General features: G+C 71.5%; 15 protein-coding genes. 6 read left to right on the top strand and 9 right to left on the bottom strand.

All coding sequences use genetic code 11. The features are described 5' to 3' along the window. Positions 1-18: 18 nt before the first annotated feature. Entirely contained in the window at positions 19-198 is a 180-nt protein-coding gene (locus tag ABZ208_RS13410) for a hypothetical protein (protein WP_356909614.1), read from the top strand. Between the two features lie 72 nt (positions 199-270). On the opposite strand, the gene ABZ208_RS13405 is transcribed toward ABZ208_RS13410, so the two are convergent. Next, complete coding sequence (locus ABZ208_RS13405) at positions 271-1,071, bottom strand: site-2 protease family protein (RefSeq protein ID WP_356909613.1); 801 nt, start codon at positions 1,069-1,071, stop codon at positions 271-273. A 141-nt stretch (positions 1,072-1,212) separates the two neighbouring features. On the opposite strand from ABZ208_RS13405, the gene ABZ208_RS13400 reads away from it, so the two are divergent. Further along, complete coding sequence (locus ABZ208_RS13400) at positions 1,213-4,962, top strand: BTAD domain-containing putative transcriptional regulator (protein WP_356909612.1); 3,750 nt, start codon at positions 1,213-1,215, stop codon at positions 4,960-4,962. A gap of 16 nt (positions 4,963-4,978) precedes the next feature. Here the strand turns inward: ABZ208_RS13400 and ABZ208_RS13395 are convergent, their stop codons facing one another. The 4 genes from ABZ208_RS13395 to panB all read right to left on the bottom strand — a co-directional run bounded on the left by ABZ208_RS13395 (position 4,979) and on the right by panB (position 8,285). Next, the gene (locus ABZ208_RS13395; protein ID WP_356909611.1) at positions 4,979-5,803 is read right to left on the bottom strand and encodes an ABC transporter permease; all 825 of its coding nucleotides are present in this window, start codon (positions 5,801-5,803) and stop codon (positions 4,979-4,981) included. After that, positions 5,800-6,795 (bottom strand): ATP-binding cassette domain-containing protein, encoded by a 996-nt coding sequence (locus tag ABZ208_RS13390; protein WP_356909610.1) that lies wholly within the window; start codon positions 6,793-6,795, stop codon positions 5,800-5,802. The genes ABZ208_RS13395 and ABZ208_RS13390 overlap by 4 nt, the downstream gene beginning before the upstream one ends. Positions 6,796-6,895: 100 nt before the next feature. Beyond that, positions 6,896-7,258, bottom strand: a complete 363-nt coding sequence (locus ABZ208_RS13385) for a cupin domain-containing protein (RefSeq protein ID WP_356909609.1) — start codon at positions 7,256-7,258, stop codon at positions 6,896-6,898. Positions 7,259-7,424: 166 nt separating this feature from the next. Beyond that, a complete protein-coding gene (gene panB, locus ABZ208_RS13380) occupies positions 7,425-8,285 on the bottom strand; it encodes a 3-methyl-2-oxobutanoate hydroxymethyltransferase (protein ID WP_356909608.1) in 861 nt (286 codons plus the stop codon). A 159-nt stretch (positions 8,286-8,444) separates the two neighbouring features. On the opposite strand from panB, the gene ABZ208_RS13375 reads away from it, so the two are divergent. From ABZ208_RS13375 to ABZ208_RS13360, 4 genes are all read left to right on the top strand, one after another. Next, on the top strand, positions 8,445-10,046 hold the full coding sequence (locus ABZ208_RS13375) for a DHA2 family efflux MFS transporter permease subunit (RefSeq protein ID WP_356909607.1): 1,602 nt from the start codon (positions 8,445-8,447) through the stop codon (positions 10,044-10,046). Positions 10,047-10,158: 112 nt separating this feature from the next. Continuing rightward, complete coding sequence (locus ABZ208_RS13370) at positions 10,159-10,758, top strand: TetR/AcrR family transcriptional regulator (RefSeq protein WP_328401341.1); 600 nt, start codon at positions 10,159-10,161, stop codon at positions 10,756-10,758. 201 nt (positions 10,759-10,959) lie between these two features. Beyond that, positions 10,960-11,961 carry an endonuclease/exonuclease/phosphatase family protein gene (locus ABZ208_RS13365; protein ID WP_356909606.1) on the top strand — a complete coding sequence of 334 codons (1,002 nt, stop codon included), beginning with the start codon at positions 10,960-10,962 and terminating at the stop codon, positions 11,959-11,961. A 363-nt stretch (positions 11,962-12,324) separates the two neighbouring features. Then, positions 12,325-13,557 (top strand): MFS transporter, encoded by a 1,233-nt coding sequence (locus ABZ208_RS13360; protein WP_356909605.1) that lies wholly within the window; start codon positions 12,325-12,327, stop codon positions 13,555-13,557. On the opposite strand, the gene ABZ208_RS13355 is transcribed toward ABZ208_RS13360, so the two are convergent. From ABZ208_RS13355 to ABZ208_RS13340, 4 genes are all read right to left on the bottom strand, one after another. Continuing rightward, the gene (locus ABZ208_RS13355) at positions 13,523-15,307 is read right to left on the bottom strand and encodes an NAD+ synthase (RefSeq protein ID WP_356909604.1); all 1,785 of its coding nucleotides are present in this window, start codon (positions 15,305-15,307) and stop codon (positions 13,523-13,525) included. The two genes, ABZ208_RS13360 and ABZ208_RS13355, sit on opposite strands and share 35 nt — an antisense overlap. A 122-nt stretch (positions 15,308-15,429) precedes the next feature. Continuing rightward, a complete protein-coding gene (locus ABZ208_RS13350) occupies positions 15,430-17,091 on the bottom strand; it encodes a multicopper oxidase family protein (protein ID WP_356909603.1) in 1,662 nt (553 codons plus the stop codon). An 88-nt stretch (positions 17,092-17,179) separates the two neighbouring features. Next, on the bottom strand, positions 17,180-17,581 hold the full coding sequence (locus ABZ208_RS13345) for a hypothetical protein (RefSeq protein ID WP_356909602.1): 402 nt from the start codon (positions 17,579-17,581) through the stop codon (positions 17,180-17,182). A gap of 97 nt (positions 17,582-17,678) precedes the next feature. Continuing rightward, positions 17,679-18,095, bottom strand: coding sequence for a CBS domain-containing protein (locus tag ABZ208_RS13340; RefSeq protein ID WP_328401353.1), 417 nt, complete (start codon positions 18,093-18,095; stop codon positions 17,679-17,681). Positions 18,096-18,267: the final 172 nt, after the last annotated feature.

Here is an 18,267-nt window from a genome sequence, read left to right as displayed (position 1 = left end):
CGACAGGAGCCGTACCCCATGCCCCGCCTCGCTCTCTACGCACTCGTCGTCTGCGCGCTCGCCGTCACTGCGGCGGTGGTGTCCTTCGTCCACGGCACCTGGCTCGGGATCGTCTGGGTGCTGCTCGGCGGGCTCTCGTCGAACATGGCCTGGTACTACCTGCGCAGGGCGAAGGCGGAGCGCCGGGCGGCGGACTGACGGCCTGCCGGCCGCTCCGGCAGACCTGACGCGGTCAGGGCAACGGTCAGCGGCAATGATCAGGGCCTACGGTCAGCGGGACGCACAGAAGTCGTGCTGCCCGTCCCAGAACTCGAACAGGTCCCGTCCGCACTCCATGTCGATCCGGCTCACCCCGAGCGCGTCCATGATCCCGTAGATCGCGTCGAAGAACGCGGCGTTGACCTCGGGGATGAAGAACAGGCACAGGAACAGGACGAGCATGCCGTACGGGGCGAACGGCTCCACCTGGCGGCGGACCTTGTACGACAGCCACGGCTCGATCACGCCGTAGCCGTCCAGGCCGGGCACCGGCAGGAAGTTCAGAATCGTCGCCGTGACCTGGAGCAGCGCCAGGAAGGCGAGTGCGAACCGGAACGGTGTGGGGATGCCGTCCAGCGCGTCCAGCCAGAACGGCGCGGTGCACACGGCGGCGAACAGCGCGTTGGTCAGGGGGCCCGCCGCCGAGATCAGGGTGTGCTTCCAGCGGCCCCGGATCCGGTGGTGCTCGATGAACACGGCGCCGCCCGGCAGACCGATACCGCCCATGATCACAAAGATGACCGGCAGCACGATGCTCAGCAGCGCATGCGTGTACTTGAAAGGGTTCAGGGTCAGATAACCCTTGGCGCCGATGGTGATGTCGCCGCCGTGCAGCGCGGTGCGGGCGTGGGCGTACTCGTGCAGACACAGCGAGACGATCCACGCCGAGGTGACGAACAGGAAGACGGCGAGGCCGGGGCTGGCCGCGAATTCCGTCCACACGGCCCAGCCCGTCACCGTCATCACCGCGGCGATCCCTATGAAGACGGGACTGATCCTGCGGTCGCTGTGGCGCCTGGCAGCGGTGGTCATGGAGCGACTCCTGGAACGGGGCGGGCGGGACACATGTGCGGATAGACCGTACCGGTGGGTGCCGGGAGAACGTCCTGTACCCCGGCGCCGGTTCCTGTTCCCGCCGGACAGGCCCCGGTCGGCACCAGGGACAATGGCCGGGTGCACTTTCGCGTACTGGGCCCCGTACAGGTACTCCACGACGACGGCACGCCCGTCGCGCTCGGCGGAGCACGGCTGCGCGCCCTGCTGACCGTGCTGGCCCTGCGCGCCGGGCGCGCGGTCCCGGTCGGGGTGCTCGTCGACGAGGTGTGGGACGGCGATCCGCCCGCGGATGCGGTGGCGGCGCTGCAGGCGCTCGTCGGCCGGCTGCGGCGGGCACTCGGGCACGGGGCGGTGGTCTCGGCCGAGGGCGGCTACCGGCTGTGCGCCGAACGCGACGAGGTGGACCTGCACCGGTTCGACCGGCTGGCGGGGGAGGGCGCGCGTGCCCTGGCGGAGGGGGACGCGGCCAAGGCGGCGACGGTCCTGGACGACGCGCTCGCGCTGTGGCGGGAGCCGGTGCTGGCCGATCTGCCGGACCGTACGGCGCAGGCGGCGCGTCTCGAGTCCCGGCGGCTCGACGCCCGCCGTGCGCGGCTGTCCGCCGAGCTCGCGCTGGGCGGGGCCGAGGCAGCCCTGCCGGAGCTCGCCGCGCTGTGCGCGGAACATCCGCTGGACGAGCCGCTGCATGCCCTGCGGATACGGGCGCTGAGGGACGCGGGGCGGGCGGCGCAGGCGCTGGCGGCGTACGAGGAGGTACGCAGGACGCTCGCCGACACGCTCGGTGCCGATCCGGGTTCCGAACTGCTGCGACTCCAGGTCGAGTTGCTCAAGCCGGCGCGGGGGGTGCCCGCGCCTGCGCTGCCGCTTCCGGCGGTGCCCGCGTCGGGGGTGCCTGGGCCGGGGGTGCCTGGGGCGGCGGTGCCCGCGTCGGGGGTGCCCGCGTCGGGGGTGCCTGGGGCGGCGGTGCCCGCGTCGGTCGTTCCTGGGTCGGGGGCGCCTGGGTCGGCGGTGCCCGCGTCGGGCATGCCTGCGTCGGCGGTGGATGGGTCGGCTCTGCCCGTGCCGGGCATGCCCGCGACGGCGGTACCCACGCCGGCCCTGTCCGCGTCCGCGGGACCCGCGCCGGGTGTTGCCGCCCCCGCGCCGGGCAACCTGCGCGCCCGGCTGACCAGTTTCGTCGGCCGCGAGCCCGAACTTCACGCAATCCGGGCCGACCTTGGCCACGCCCGGCTCGTCACCCTGCTCGGCCCCGGCGGAGCGGGCAAGACCCGCCTGTCCCAGGAAGCCGCCGAGCGCGCGGCGGCGGCCGGCCCCGGCGACCCCTGGCCGGACGGTGTCTGGCTCGCCGAACTCGCCCCCGTCGACGACCCGGACACGGTGTCCGAGGCGGTGCTCGGCGCGCTCGGGGCGCGGGAGACCGTGCTGCGCGGAGCCGGTGCGGAGGAGCTTCGCGCCGCCGACCGGCGCGGCGACGACGCACTCGTCCGCCTGACCGAACACTGCGCGCGGCGCCGCATGCTCCTGCTCCTGGACAACTGCGAGCATGTCGTCGAGGCCGCGGCGACGCTGGCGCAGCGGCTGCTCGAGAGCTGCCCCGGCCTCACGATCCTGGCCACCAGCCGTGAACCGCTCGGCGTGCCCGGTGAGCTGGTACGCCCGGTCGACCCGCTCCCGGACCCGGCGGCCCTGCGCCTGCTGGCCGAGCGCGGCGCATCGGCGCGACCGGGCTTCCGGGTGGACGAGGACGAGGCGACGGCGGCGGCGTGCGCGGAGATCTGCCGGCGACTGGACGGCCTCCCCCTGGCCATCGAACTCGCCGCGGCCCGCCTGCGGATGCTCACCCCACGCCAGATCGCCGACCGTCTGGACGACCGTTTCCGCCTCCTGACGACCGGCAGCCGCACGGCGCTGCCCCGCCAGCAGACGCTGCGCGCGGTGGTCGACTGGTCCTGGGACCTGCTGGACGCTCCCGAACGGGCGGTCCTGCGCCGTCTGTCGGTCTTCGCCGGCGGCTGCGACCTGAGCGCGGCGGAATCGGTCTGCGCGGGGGCGCCGCAGCCGCCCACCGCGGCTGTCCCGGGCCCCGGTGTCCTCCCCGCATGGGCTGCACCGGCGGTGCCGTCATCGGCCGAACCCGGCGGCTCCGGCCCGCCCGCACCACCTCCGACGGGGAACACCCCCGCCGGTCCGGACGGATCCCTCCCCTCGGAGCCGGTCCCGCCGGGCACGCCGGACGCGCTGCCCGACACCGTTGCCGACGTCGCAGACGCCCTCGGCGCTCTCATCGACAAGTCCCTCGTCGTCGCCGTGCCCGCACCCGGCGGGCAGACGCGGTACCGGCTGCTCGAGACCGTCGCCGAGTACGCCGCCGAGCGGCTCGACGAGGCCCGGGAACGGGACGCCGTCGAGCGGCTGCATCTCGCCCACTACCGGGAACTCGCCCGCACCACCGACCCTCTGCTGCGCGAGCACGGCCAACGCGCCGCGGTCGGGCTGCTGGAGCTGGAGTACGAGAATCTGCGCACCGCCCTGCGCCGAGCCGTCGGCGCGCGGGACGAGCACGAAGCACTGTGCCTCGTGCTCTCCCTCGCCTGGTACTGGCAGATGAAGGACCTGCGCGCCGACGCCCGCCACTGGTCGCAGGCCGCCGCCTCCCTCGGACCCGATCCCTTCGCGCCACCCGTGCACCCCGCACCCCCGCTGCACGAGCGGTGCATCGACGCGCCGCCGCCGCTGCGGGGCGAACTGCTCGACGAGGCACGGCGGCAGGTCGCGCTGATCCGTATGGTCAGCATGGACCACAGTGCCGAGGAGTGGACCGGCCCCGACCGGCGCGAGTGGCTGCACGGCGTGGTCACCGCCTACGGGGCCGACCTGCCGCAGACCTGCCGGTTCCCCGCCTCGCTGTGGTTCTACGCCGTCCTGATGACCGGCGACAGCGACCAGGTGATGCACGTCCTCGACGAGACCGTCCGCACCGCCGAGGAGGCCGGCCACGCGTGGGAGCTCGCCACCGCCCTGCAGATCCGCGCCAACGTACTGGCCAACCGCACCGCCTCGGCCGGCAGCGCCCGCCGCGACGCCGACCGCAGCCTCGAGATCTATCGGCGTCTCGGCGACGCCTGGGGAGTGGCCGAGGCGCTGTCCTCGCGTGGCGAGTCCCATGAGCGGTCCGGAGCGTACGAGGAGGCCGCGGCCGACTACCGGGCGGCGGTCGAGTACGCCAAGGAGCTCGGCGCCCAGAACCAGGCCGCCCTGCTGCGGGCCCGTCTCGCCGGGGTGCTCATCGAGAGCGGCCACGGCGGGACGGGCGAGGCGATCCTGCGCGAGGTGCTCGCCGCGGAACGGGAGTCCGGGGCCGAGGCGGTTCCGGCGGCGCGGATGATCCTGGCCCTGTGGCTCGGCTGCACCGGGCGCACCGACGAGGCCCGCCGGCAGCTGGAGTTGATGCGCGAGTACCTGCACAGATTCACCGTCTTCGAGGGGATCGTGCTCGGCGGCATCGCCTGGCTCGACGTCGTCGACGGACGCCACGCCGAGGCCCTGGAGCACGCACGCGAGGCGCTGCGGCTGTCCGCCGAACCGTTCGCCATGATGATCGCCCCGCAGATGCCCGCGACCCATGTGCTCACCGCGGCCCGCGCGCTGGCCGGTCTCGGCGGCGAGGACCGGGCCCGCTGCGCCGCCCGCCTGCTCGGCGCGTACGAAGGTCTGATGCCGGCCCGCCACTTCGTGACCAACCTGGAACGCGAGAACCGCGCCCTCGCCGAACAGGCCGTCCGCGCCCTGCTGGGGGACGCGGCCTACGAGGCGGCGTACGCCGAGGGCGGCGGCCTCTCCCTCGAGGAGGCCACCGCCCTGGTGTGAGCCGACGCGCCCCCGGTCAGGACTTGTTACGGAACTTGGCCACTGCCAGCGGCGCCGTCACCAGGGTGATCGCCGCGGCCCACCCCAGCGTCATCCACACGGAGTGGGCGACCGCGCCGCCGTTCATCAGGCCCCGGGCCGCGTCCGCCAGATTGGACAGGGGGTTGTAGTCGGTGAACGTCTCGAGCCAGCCGGGCATCGAGCTCGGCGGGGTGAAGATCGACGAACCGAACTGCAACGGCATGAGCACCATCATCGCCATCCCCTGGACGGCCTGCGCCGTCTTCATGGTCAGTCCCAGCAGGATGAAGATCCACATGAGCGAGGCGCCGAACAGCAGTGACAGGCCCACCGCCGCGAGGAGTTCGAGGACGGACGTCCTGATCTCCATCCCGAGCAGAAAGCCCATCGCGAGCAGGATGGTGATGGCGACCACCATCCGGCCGACCTCGACGACGATCTTCGCGACGAGGACGGAGGACCGGGCGATGGGCATCGTCCGGAACCGGTCCATCACGCCCTTCCGGAAGTCGTCGTTGACCCCGGTGCCGACGGCCATGGCGATGTTCATGCCCATCATCGCCATCAGACCGGGGACCAGATAGCTGACGTACACGTCCTGCCTGCCCTTGCCGGCGATCGCGCCCCCGAAGACGTACACGAACAGCAGCGTGAAGATGACGGGCATGAACAGGACGTCGAACATCGACTCCGGGTCCTGCTTGATCTGCATGACATTGCGGCGCACCAGAGCGCCGATGTGCCGCAGGTTGGCCCGAAGGCCGATCCGGCCCTCCCCGGCGGCCACGGTGGCGGGTGCGGAAGCTGTTGCCGCGCTCATACCGCGACCTCCTCGGGAATCGTGTCGGTGACGGCCGGCGTCTGCCCGCCGGTGATGAGCAGGAACACCTCGTCCAGGCTGGGCAGTTGGGTGCCGATGTGCGCGATGCCGAAGCCGTGGGCACTCAACAGTGCGATCACAGAGGTCAGTTGCCCGTCACTGAGGATCGGTACGTACAGCAGTCCCTCCTCCGGTACGACCCGCACCCCCGCGATACCGTCCAGGCCCGCATCGGCCACCGCCCGTGCCATCGCGGGCAGTTGCGCCGGATCGCTCGGCCTCATCTGCAGGGTCCGGCCGCCGACCCTCGCCTTCAGCTCGTCGACCGCGCCGTTCGCGATGACCTGGCCGCGGTCGATGACGGTGAGCTCGTCGGCGAGCTGCTCGGCCTCCTCCATGTACTGCGTGGTGAGCAGCACGGTCGCCCCCTCGCCGACCATCCGCCGCACTTCGGCCCAGACCTCGTTGCGGGTACGCGGGTCGAGTCCCGTGGTCGGTTCGTCGAGATACAGCACGGAGGGCCGGCCGATCATCGAGGCGGCCAGGTCGAGCCGGCGGCGCATACCGCCGGAGTAGGTCATCGTGGGGCGCCGCGCCGCCTCGGTGAGTGAGAAGCGCTCCAGCATCTCGTCGGCGCGCCGCCGGGCGTCCTTGCGGGGCAGATCGAGCAGGCGCCCGATCATGTAGAGGTTCTCCCATCCGGAGAGCTTCTCGTCGACCGAGGCGTACTGGCCGGTGAGCCCGATGGTGCGGCGCAGCTGGCGTGGTTGCCTCACCACGTCGTAGCCCGCCACGGTCGCCCGCCCGGCGTCCGGGGTGATCAGGGTGGACAGGCAGCGGACCAGGGTGGTCTTGCCCGCGCCGTTGGGGCCGAGGACACCGAGGACCGTCCCCTCGCGGACGTCGAGGTCCACGCCGTCCAGCGCCTTCGTCTCGCCGTAATGCTTCACGAGGCCTCGTACCTCGACGGCGTTGATGTCGATTCGCGTCATGCCGACTACGGTGCACGGCCGCACCTACAGGACGCCTACAGATCACCGACAGGGCGCCGACAGCCCGCCCGCATGCCCTTGCTGGGGATGTCTGTCCAGGTCAGGTCTTTGCGTAGTTCCCGAAGCCGACCCAGTCGATCATCACGCAGGGCTCGTCTCCCAGGACCCAGGCGTCGTGGCCGGGGGCGATGGCCATGAAGTCACCGGGCCCGAACTCGGCGGACTCGCCGTCGTCCATGACGACCTTCATCCGCCCGCTGACGACGTACCCCACGTGGTCGGCCTGGCAACTGTCCGTCCCGGCGATGGGCTTGACGTGCTTGGACCACTGCCAGCCCGGCTCGAAGACGGCTCGTCCGACGGAGCCGCGGTCGGTGTTGACGAGGTCCAGCCTTCCCTTGCCGTCCTCGAACGGACGGGTCTCGTCCGCCGCGTCGAAGTTCTTGCTCGTGATTCCGGGCATGGTCTACCGCCTCCTGGCACAGAGCGCACAGCCCCCGAGTCCATCTCTCAGGTTAAGCCGTACCCCTGCCCGGAGCAGGCCGACAGCCCGCCGACGGGGGACGATCGGCGGGCTGTCGTCTGTGCCGGAGGTGGCCGGCGACCGATCGCGGAGCGATCGGAAGTGATCAGTGGAAGGTGTGCTCCTCCTGCGGGAACGCACCGCCGACGACATCGTCCGCGAAGGCCTTCGCCGCGTCGCCCAGCGTCCGGCGGAGGTCGGCGTACTGCTTGGTGAAGCGCGGCACCTTCCCGCCGGTCAGGCCCGCCATGTCCGTCCAGACCAGGACCTGGGCGTCCGTGTCGGGGCCGGCGCCGATGCCGATGGTGGGGATGTGCAGGGAGCGGGTGACCTCTGCGGCGAGCTCGGCCGGCACGAGTTCCAGCACGACGGCGAACGCGCCCGCGTCCTGGGCGGCCTTGGCGTCGCGGAGCAGCCCGTGGGCAGCCTCGTCGCTGCGGCCCTGCACCCGGTAGCCCATGGTGTTCACGGACTGCGGGGTCAGGCCCAGGTGCGACATCACGGGGATTCCCGCCTGCACGATCAGCTCGGTCTGGGCCAGCGAGCGCTCGCCGCCCTCCAGCTTGACCGCGCCGACGCCCGCGTCCTTGACCAGCCGGGTGGCGTTGCGCAGTGCCTGGACCGGGCCTTCCTGGTACGAGCCGAAGGGCAGGTCGCCGACGACGAGGGCGCGCTTGGTGCCCCGTACGACAGCGGCGGACAGCAGCGTCATCTCGTCCATCGTGACCGGCACGGTGGTGTCGTAGCCGAGGTGGCAGTTGCCCATGGAGTCCCCGACGAGCATCACGGGGATGCCCGCCTCGTCGAAGACGGACGCGGTCATCGCGTCGTAGGCGGTGAGCATGGGCCACTTCTCGCCGCGCTCCTTGGCGGCGGCGATGTCGTGGACGGTGATGCGGCGGGTCCCCTTGCCTCCGTACAGCGCCTTGCTGCTGTCGGAGGGCGTCTGGGCAGCCTGAAGCGTCATGGGTTCGGCTCCTTCGTCATCTCGAGGCGCCCTGACGGCGTCCCCGGACCGCCTCCATGGTGGCACCTCGTGCCGCTCCGGGGAAAGAGGTCGCGACACGCCCGGCACGGAGTTTCTATACGAGACGGTCTCGTATCGAAATCGAGCTACCCTGTCCGCATGACGATCCCGTCCGGCCTCACCGCTTCGCCTCGGATCCCCGAGGCCGTCCACCGCCGCCGGTGGATGATCCTCACGGTCCTGATGTTCAGCCTGATCATCGTCGTGCTGGACAACTCCATCCTGAACGTGGCGGTCAAGACGATCGCGAGCCCCCAGCCGCACGGCCTCGGCGCCACCCAGAGCGAGCTGGAATGGGCGATCAACTCGTACACGCTCGTGTTCGCCGGGATGCTGTTCACCGCCGGCCTGGTGGGTGACCGCATCGGCCGCAAGAAGGTCCTGATCTTCGGCACGCTCCTCTTCGGCGTCGGCTCGGCGTTCGCCGCACTGTCCGGCTCGGCCGCCGAACTCATTGCATATCGGGCCATGATGGGCTTCGGCGCGGCCTTTGTGATGCCTGCCACGCTCGCCGTGCTGGTCCATGTCTTCGAACGCGAGGAGCAGCCCAGGGCCATGGGGATCTGGGCAGGCAGCGTCGGCGTCGCGATCGCCGGCGGTCCGCTCACCGGCGGACTGCTCCTCGACCACTTCTGGTGGGGCTCGATCTTCCTGATCAATGTGCCGGTCGTGATCATCGCCGTGATCTGCATGGCGTTGCTGGTGCCGGACTCCAAGGACCCGGACCCCGGCCGGCTGGACCCCGTCGGTGTGGTGCTGTCGATCGTCGGCCTGGTGCTCGTGGTGTACGGGATCATCCGCGCCGGCGAGCTCGGCGACTTCACGGCCTTGTCCGTGGTGGCCCCGGTGGCCGTGGGGCTCGCGGTACTGGTCTGGTTCGTGGTGCACGAAAGGCGCAGCCGCCACCCCGCCCTCGACCTGGCGTACTTCAGACAGCCCGCCTTCTCGGCCGGCGTCGCCGCGATCGCGCTCGTCTTCTTCGCCCTCATGGGCCTGACCTTCTTCTCCGCCTTCTATCTGCAGAGCGTGCGCGGCTACAGCGCACTGAAGGCCGGCCTGCTCATCGTGCCCGTGGCGGCGGCGCAGATGTACTTCGCACCACGGGCCCGCCTGGCCGTGGCCCGGTTCGGCACCCGGGCCACGGCGGCCGCGGGCATGCTGCTGATCGCGGCCGGCTTCGTGGCCTTCGCGTACTTCGACGCCTCGACCCCGGTGTGGGTGATCGAGGTCGCCTTCTTCGCCCAGGGTGTCGGCATGGCGCATGTCTCGACACCCGTGACCTACACGGTGGTGCAGCTGCTGCCGCGGGAGAAGGCCGGATCCGGCAGCGCGCTCAACAACACCTTCCGCCAGATCGGCGGGGCGCTCGGGGTGGCCGTCCTCGGCTCGATGCTGGCCACGCGCTATCGCAGCGGGATCGAGGAGCACCTCGGCGCACTGCCGGCCGGGGCACGGGACGCGGCAGGCGAGTCCCTCGAGGCGACGCTCACCGCCGCGGAGAAGCTCGGCCCGGCGGGCAGGACGCTGATCGGACCGGCGCACGAGGCTTTCCTCGACGCCATGCATCTGACGTCGCTCGGCTCGGCGGTCATCGCCGTCATCGGCGCGGTGGTGGTCGGGGTGTTCCTGCCCGGCCGGCCGCACGACGACCCGGATCCGCAGGACCCGGAACCCGTGGCGCAGGCCGCGGCGCTCGACTGAGGCCGGCGGCGTGCCCGCTCCGGCCCTGGCCGATCAAGGCCGCGGCCGGGTCGGGGAGAATCAGGGGGACGCGGCGAGAGGCGGAGTGGACGTGCCCCTGAGGGAGCAGCAGGTGGAGCAGCACAGCAACCCGAGGCGAGGACGGCCCCGCAGCGCGGCGGCCGAGCGGTCCATCGTCGACGCGGTCGTGCGGCTGCTCGAGGAAGGCGTGCCCATATCCGAGCTCTCCATCGAGCGCATCGCCCGCACCGCCGGCGTCGGGAAGGCCACCATCTACCGCCGCTGGGAGGGCAAGGAAGCCCTCTTCCTCGACGTCGTGCGGTCCATGGAACCGGACGACCCCCCGCTGCCCGGAACCGGTGTCCGGGACGATCTGATCGCTCTCGTCGAGACGATGCGGCGGCGCGGCCTCGCCAAGCGCTCCTCCGCCCTCCTGCACAACCTCTTCGCGCAGATGCAGAGCTATCCCGAGCTCTGGGACCTGTACCACCGCACCGCTGTGGCCCCCCGCCGCGAACTGATGGAAGCCGTGCTGCGCCGCGGCGTCGAGAGCGGCGAGATCCGCTCCGACCTCGATCTCGACCTGCTCGGCGACCTCTTCGTGGGACCGATGCTGGTCCGCAGCGTGCTGCGCCCCGACCGCACGCCGGGGGAGGGCAGCGCCGAGCGGATCGTCGACGCCGTGCTGCAGGGCGTGCGTCCACCCGGCTGAAGGCGCGGTGCCGGCGGGCCGAAGTGTGAGCGTTCTGTCACAGCGTTCCCACCTGGTCCGACACCAGGAACCCGGTACGCGCCCGTGGCGTCATCCGGAAGTACGGCCGTCCACGGACGGCGGAGCAATCAGCGGTCATCGCCTAGGGTCCTAGGAGCGGCGGCGGGACCGGTGCGACAGCAAGGCAGTGAGGACACCTCTATGACGAACGGCGGAACGGGCGCCCAGCCCTTCGGGTCCCGGCTCCGGAGCCTGCTCGAACGAGTGCGCGACGACCGGGGCGTCTGGCGGCGCGGCATTCTGATCGCGCTGTTCGCCGTGGTGATCGCGTTCCTGATGATCCTGCACGCGCAGATCCCCAACCGGATCGGCAACGTCGGCAGCCTTGCCGAGACCTTTCTTCCGTGGCTGGGCCTGTTCATCCCGGTGATCCTGGTCGCCGCGCTGCTGCGGCGCTCGGCCACCGCGCTGATCGCACTGCTGCTGCCGCTGATCGTCTGGCTGAACCTGTTCGGCGGTCTGCTCACCGGCAAGTCGGCCGCCGCGGGCGGCGATCTGACCGTCGCCACGCACAACGTCAACGCGGAGAATCCCGACCCGGCGGGCACCGCGAAGGACGTGGCCGCGTCGGGCGCGGACGTCGTCGCGCTGCAGGAGCTGCCGATCGGGCAGGTGTCGGCGTACGAGAAGGCGCTGGCGGGGACGTACAAGTACCACGAGGTCCAGGGCACGGTCGGCCTGTGGAGCAAGCACCCGCTCTCCGCCGCCGCGCCTGTGGACATCCGACTGGGCTGGACCCGCGCGATGCGCGCCACCGTCGCGGCGCCGGGCGGCGAGGTGGCGGTGTACGTCGCGCACATGCCGTCCGTACGGGTCAAGGTGAACGCCGGCTTCACGGCCAACCAGCGCGACAAGAGCTCCGACGCGCTCGGCGAGGCGATCGCGCGCGAACAGGTCCGCAGGGTCGTGCTCCTCGGCGACCTCAACGGCACGATGAACGACCGCTCGCTGAACGCCATCACCTCCCAGCTGCGCTCGACGCAGGGAGCGGCGGGCGACGGCTTCGGCTTCAGCTGGCCGGCGTCGTTCCCGATGGCGCGGATCGACCAGATCCTGGTGCGCGGGGTCGAGCCGGTCTCGTCATGGACGCTGCCGCGCACGGCGAGCGACCACCTGCCGATCGCGGCGCGCGTGGATCTGTGAGGTTTCCCCCACCCCGCCCTTCCCGTAGCTGGGCGCAAGACCCCAGGCCCCGTACGGCCTGAGGTGGGGGCGCCTCCCACGCCCGCAGAGCGTAGGGGGAGTGTCCTCGATCGCCGGACGGGCTGGATCTGCCCGACCGGGCAGCCCCGTTGGGGTCCCTCCGGGGCTGCCCGGGGAGATCGAGGCGCGGGGTCCAGGGCCGGAGCCCCCAGTTACGGGACAGGGCCCCTCCCACGGCCGCCAGGCCGTAGGGGGAGGGCGGGGTGGGGAGAAATCCGTCCGCAACCACCCGTTCACGCGTGGGAACATGTGGCCTGAGCGTATTTGTTTCCAAAGCGAACTTAACTCGGAAGGCCCATCCCCATGCCCCTCGCGCTACTCGCGCTCGCCGTGTCCGCATTCGGCATCGGCACCACCGAGTTCGTGATGATGGGCCTGCTGCCCAACGTCGCCGACGACCTCGGCACCTCCGTCCCCACCGCCGGGTACCTCGTCTCCGCCTACGCCATCGGCGTCGTGATCGGCGCCCCGCTGCTCACCTCCCTCGGCTCCCGCGTGCCCCGCAAGCGGATGCTGCTCCTCCTCATGGCGCTCTTCACCGTGGGGAACCTCGCCTCCGCGCTCGCGCCCGGGTTCGGCACGCTGATCGCGGGGCGCGTACTCGCAGGGCTGCCGCACGGGGCGTTCTTCGGGGTCGGTGCCGTCGTCGCCGCCCGGCTCGTCGCCGAGGGCCGTCAGGCACGCGCCGTGGCCACCATGTTCCTCGGGCTCACAGTCGCCAACATCGTCGGCGTACCGGCCGCGACCGCACTCGGGCAGCACCTCGGCTGGCGCGCCACCTTCCTCGTCGTCACCGTGATCGGCCTGGTCTCCATGGCCGCTCTTGCCCGGCTCGTCCCGCACATGCCGCTCGACGCGCACCAGAGCATCGGCCGCGAGCTGCGCGCCCTCGCCGACCGCCAGGTGCTGCTCGGCCTGCTCACCGCCGTCTTCGGGTTCGCCGGCGTCTTCGCCGTCTACTCCTATCTCGCGTCCATGACGACCGAGGCGATGGGCCTGGGCGAGTCCTCCGTGACCCTCGTCCTCGCCCTCTTCGGCATCGGCATGACACTCGGCGCACTCGCCGCCGGGCCGCTGACCGACCGCGCGCTGCGCCCCACCCTCTACGGCTCGCTCGCCGCTCTCGCCCTGACTCTCGCCGTCTTCCCGCTCACCGTCCACACCCCATGGCTGGCCCTCGCCACCGTGGTCGTGCTCGGCGCGGTCGGCTTTCTGACCACCACACCGCTGCAGATGCTGGTGATGCGCGCGGCCCAGGACGCGCCCACGCTCGCCTCCGCCTCCAACCACTCGGCCTTCAACCTCGCCAACGCCGGCGGTGCCTGGCTCGGCGGCGTCGCCATCTCGGCGGGCTGGGGCTGGACGTCCCCCGCCCTGGCCGGCGCGGCGCTGACCGTGGCGGGGCTGGTCATCGCGGTGGTGGCCGGGCTGCTGGACCGTACACGAACGGGGGCCTCGCGGGTGATTGCCGCAGGCCCCCGTACCGGGTCAGAAGGTGTGCTCAGCCGCTCGTCGTCTCGCGCCAGCGGTTCGTGATCGGCAGCCGGCGGTCCTTGCCGAACCCCTTCGCCGAGATCTTGGTGCCCGGCGGGTACTGGCGGCGCTTGTACTCCGCCGTGTCCACCATCCGCAGCGTCCTGGTCACCAGCTCCTCGTCGAAGCCGGCCGCCACGATGGCGTCCTTGCCCTGGTCCCGGTCGACGTACAGCTCCAGGATGCGGTCCAGTACGTCGTAGTCCGGCAGCGAGTCGGTGTCCACCTGGCCGGGGCGCAGCTCGGCGCTGGGCGGCTTGGTGATCGAGGCCTCAGGGATCGGCGGGGTCTGGCCGCGCTCCTCGGCGGCGCGGTTGCGCCACTTCGCGAGCCGGAACACCGTCGTCTTGTAGACGTCCTTGATCGGCCCGTACGCGCCGACCGAGTCGCCGTACAGGGTCGAATATCCCACCGCCAGCTCGGACTTGTTGCCCGGCGCGAGCACGATGTGGCCCTCCTGGTTGGAGACCGCCATCAGCATCGTGCCGCGCAGCCGCGACTGGAGGTTCTCCTCGGCGAGGCCGGTCAGGGAGAGCGCGCCCATGTAGGCGTCGAACATAGGCTCGATCGGTACGGTGCGGAAGTTGAGCCCGGTCCGGCGCGCCAGCTCGGCCGCGTCGCCCTTGGAGTGGTCCGAGGAGTACTTGGACGGCATGGAGATGCCGTACACGTTCTGCGCGCCCAGCGCGTCGCAGGCGATCGCGGCGACGAGCGCGGAGTCGATGCCGCCGGAGAGACCGATCAGCACCGAGCGGAAGCCGTTCTTGGCTGCGTACGCGCGCAGGCCCACCACCAGCGCCGAGTACACCTCCTCGTCGTCGTCCAGGCGCTCGGCGTAGCCACCGGCCAGCTCGGCCTCGTACGCGGGCAGCGGGTCCTCGGAGAGGACGACACGGTCGATGCGCAGCCCGTCGTCGACGATGCGTCCATGAGCGGCTCCGCCGCCGCCCGTCGAGGGCTCGGCCGACGCCGCGGGCAGCTCCAGGTCGAGGACGACACTGCCTTCGGCGAACTGCGGCGCCCTCGCGATGACCTCGCCGTCGGAGCCGACGACGATCGAGTCGCCGTCGAAGACGAGCTCGTCCTGCCCGCCGATCATGGCCAGGTAGGCGGTGGTGCAGCCGGCCTCCTGGGCGCGCTTGCGCACCAGCTCGAGCCGGGTGTCGTCCTTGTTCTGCTCGTACGGCGAGGCGTTGATCGAGATCAGCAAGCCGGCCCCGGCGGACCGGGCGGCCGGCACGCGGCCGCCGTCCTGCCACAGGTCCTCGCAGATCGCGAGCGCGACATCGACGCCGTGCACCCGGATTACGGGCATGGTGTCGCCCGGCACGAAGTAGCGGAACTCGTCGAAGACGCCGTAGTTGGGCAGGTGGTGCTTGGCGAAGGTGAGGGCCACCTGGCCGCGGTGCAGCACGGCGGCCGCGTTGCGCGGGGCGCCGGCGGGCTGGCCGTACTTGGGCTGGGCGGACTCGGAGCGGTCCAGATACCCGAGGACGACCGGCAGCTCGCCGAAGCCTTCGGCGTCGAGGCGTCCGGCGAGCGCCCGCAGAGCGGTCCGGGAGGCCTCCACGAAGGACGAGCGCAGGGCGAGGTCCTCGACGGGGTAGCCGGTCAGCACCATCTCGGGGAACGCGACGAGATGCGCACCCTGCTCGGCGGCGTGCCGGGTCCAGTGCACGATCGACTCGGCGTTGCCGGCGAGATCGCCGACGGTCGAGTCGATCTGATTCAGAGCGAGGCGAAGTTGAGGCACGCAAACAGTGTAATCGTCTGACTGACGCAATGTCCCGTCGTGTGGTGAGGGCCACCTCGGCCCCCACGCCCCGCGGCCGGGCGAGTGGCTGGGGGAGGGGCGGAGTGCCCCTCCCCCAGGGGCTAGGAGCGGTAGGCGAGAGTCGTCATCATCCCGGACTCCCCGTGGTAGAGGTTGTGGCAGTGCAGCATCCACAGACCGGGGTTCTCCGCGTCGAAGTCCGCGACCAGTTTCCGGTGCGGCAGGATCGCTGCCGTGTCCTTGCGGGCGCCGCGGCCGTTGACGCCCGTCACCGCGAAGGTGTGGCCGTGCAAGTGGATGGGATGCCACATGTCCGTGGTGTTGATGAACACCAGGCGCACCCGCTCTCCGGAGCGCACCGGGATACGCCGGTCCGGGGAGTAGGGCTTCCCGTCGAACGCCCAGTCGAACTTCTTCATGCCGCCGGTCAGCTTGATCTTGATGAGGCGGTCGTACTTGCCCCGCCGGTCGAGGGCCACCGACTCGTCGGGCTCCAGCGTGTAGGCCGACGGCAGCACCTTTCGGCCGAGCTCCGCCGGACGTGCCCCGGACTCCGGGCGTGCCCCGCCCGAGGTGCGCAGGACGGCCATCGACGACGCCTTCTTGCCCTCGGCCACCGCGGTGAGCGGAAAGGTTCCGTCCTTGGCGGTGACCAGCACGTCGTACCGCTCGCCCATGCCCAGGAGCAGGGCGTCGGTCGTGACGTGCTTGACCGGGAAGCCGTCGGTGTGGGTGACCGTGAGCCGGTGACCGCCCAGCGCCACCCGGAAGGCCGTGTCACCGCCCGCGTTGATGATGCGCAGCCGGATCCGGTCGCCGGGGTTGGCGCGGAACTGCGTGGGGTCCTCCGCCGTCCGCCCGTTGATCAGGAAGTACGGGTAGTCGACATCGCCCGCCTCACCGCCGAGCAGCTTGCTCCGGGACCCCGTCAGCACCCGGGACGGGCCGCGCCGGCCGGGGTGCGCCGAGGGTGACGCGGCCCGGGACCCGGACTTGGCGGCCCCGTGGCCGCCGTGGCCGCCCGCGTGGGCCATGCCCTTGTTGAGATCGGCGAGCACCTCGTCCGGCGTCGAGCCGTCGACCCCGTCGACCCAGTCGTCCAGGACGACGACCCACTCCTTGTCGTACGACAGCGGCTCCTTCGGGTCTTCGACGATCAGCGGGGTGTACAGCCCGCGGTCCAGCTGCACACCGGTGTGCGGATGGAACCAGTGCGTCCCCGGGTCGGGCACCGTGAAGCGGTACCTGAACTGCTCACCCGGCCGGATCGGCGCCTGCGTCACATGCGGCACACCGTCCATGTCGTTGCGCATCCTGATGCCGTGGCAGTGCAGCGTGGTGTCCTCGGGCAGATGGTTGGCGAGGGTGAGGTCGAGGATGTCCCCGGCCGTGATCCGTACCTCCCGGCCCGGCAGATCGTCCCCGTAGGCCCAGGTCCTGACGGTCCGGCCGCCGCCGAGTTCGACCGTGGTCGCGGTGGCCGTGACCCGCACCTTCCGTACCCGGCCCGAGCTGTGACGTTCAGCCTCGGCCGCCTGGACCTCCCTGCCGTCGGGGGAGACATAACCGTTCGGCCTGGCCACTCCGTCGTTGGGCGGGGAGTCGTGGCGGGAGCCGTGAGAGGGGCCGTGAGAGGGGCCGTGCGCGGGGCGGTGGCCGGCTCCGTGGCCGTCGTCGGCGGATGAACAGGCGGCCAGAAGTCCCGTACAGGCCGCGGCGATCGATGCTCCGAGCATGGAGCGGCGCGTGATGTGCCTACGCATGGCTGATTGCACCTCGTGAGGGTGTCGAAGGGTGTGCGGAGGAAGCGCGTGCCCCGCCTGCGCTCCTGCGCAAGCGGCGGACGCGCTCCTATATCCGCAGCACCGACACCCGGGCGAGCACACCCGTCACCGGTGGTGCGTTCGCCCGCAGCGTGTGCGGCAACCAGGTCCAGGACGCGGACGACAGATCGGCCCGGCCGCTCAGCGCCCGCCGTACGACCAGCAGCGCGAGACCCCACGCGCCGAGCACGGCGAGACAGACCGAGGCGGGGTCCATGACGGAGACGGGTGTGTGCTCGTCGACGGCCGGTACATCCGCCACGCGGGCGTGATACGGCTGTACGGAGGTGTGGCCGGTGTGCGCGGGCCGGTGAGCCGCTTGCCCGGAATCCGCCGACGGATGGCCCGTGGTGTGCATGGCGGCGATCCCGCAGAGCAGCGCAACGAGCAGTATCAACTGCCCCCAGCGCGTACCCCGATGATCGACCATGAACCGGAGCCTACCCCCTCAGGGTATGCATGGCATGTGCAGCACCGGCGGTCCGTCCCGGCGGGCCGCCGGCGCCGTTGCGCATCCGAAGGGCAGGTCAGGTCGCGTAGACCCGCTCGCACCATCCGGCGAGCTGCTCCTCCGTCAGGTGCTGGGCCAGATCGGCCTCGCTGATCATCCCGACCAGGCGCTTGCGCTCGATCACCGGAAGCCTGCGTATCTGATGGCCCTGCATCTCCTGCAGTACCGCGTCCACATCCGCACCCGCGTCGATCCAGCGCGGCGTGCCCTTGGCCATGTCGCCCGCCGTGACCTGCGACGGATCGTGGCCCATGGCCACACAGCCGATGACGATGTCACGGTCGGTGAGGATGCCGCACAGCCGTTCGTTCTCGTCCGCTATGGGCAGCGAGCCCACATTCAGCTCACGCATCAGCTGCGCGGCCCTGTCGAGGGTCTCGTGGGAGGGGATCCACTGAGCCCCGGGATGCATGATGTCCTTGGCGGTGGTCATGGGTGTGTGCCTCCTGGATGCCGTACGGCCCCGAGCGCAACCCATTGTCGTTGGGCCGTTCGGGGTACGCGACCGCAGCCGCCTGACGCCCGGCGCACCCGTTCCCGGAAACGTCCCGGGCCCGGCGGCGGCGCCCGCCGGGCGCGCCGGCGGGGGGAGGAGGAAAACTGAG

The organism is Streptomyces sp. NPDC006208 (assembly GCF_040613775.1).
Taxonomy (GTDB): domain Bacteria; phylum Actinomycetota; class Actinomycetes; order Streptomycetales; family Streptomycetaceae; genus Streptomyces.
Note: the sequence above shows the minus strand (reverse complement) of the source record. Positions and strands in the feature narration are given on the sequence as shown.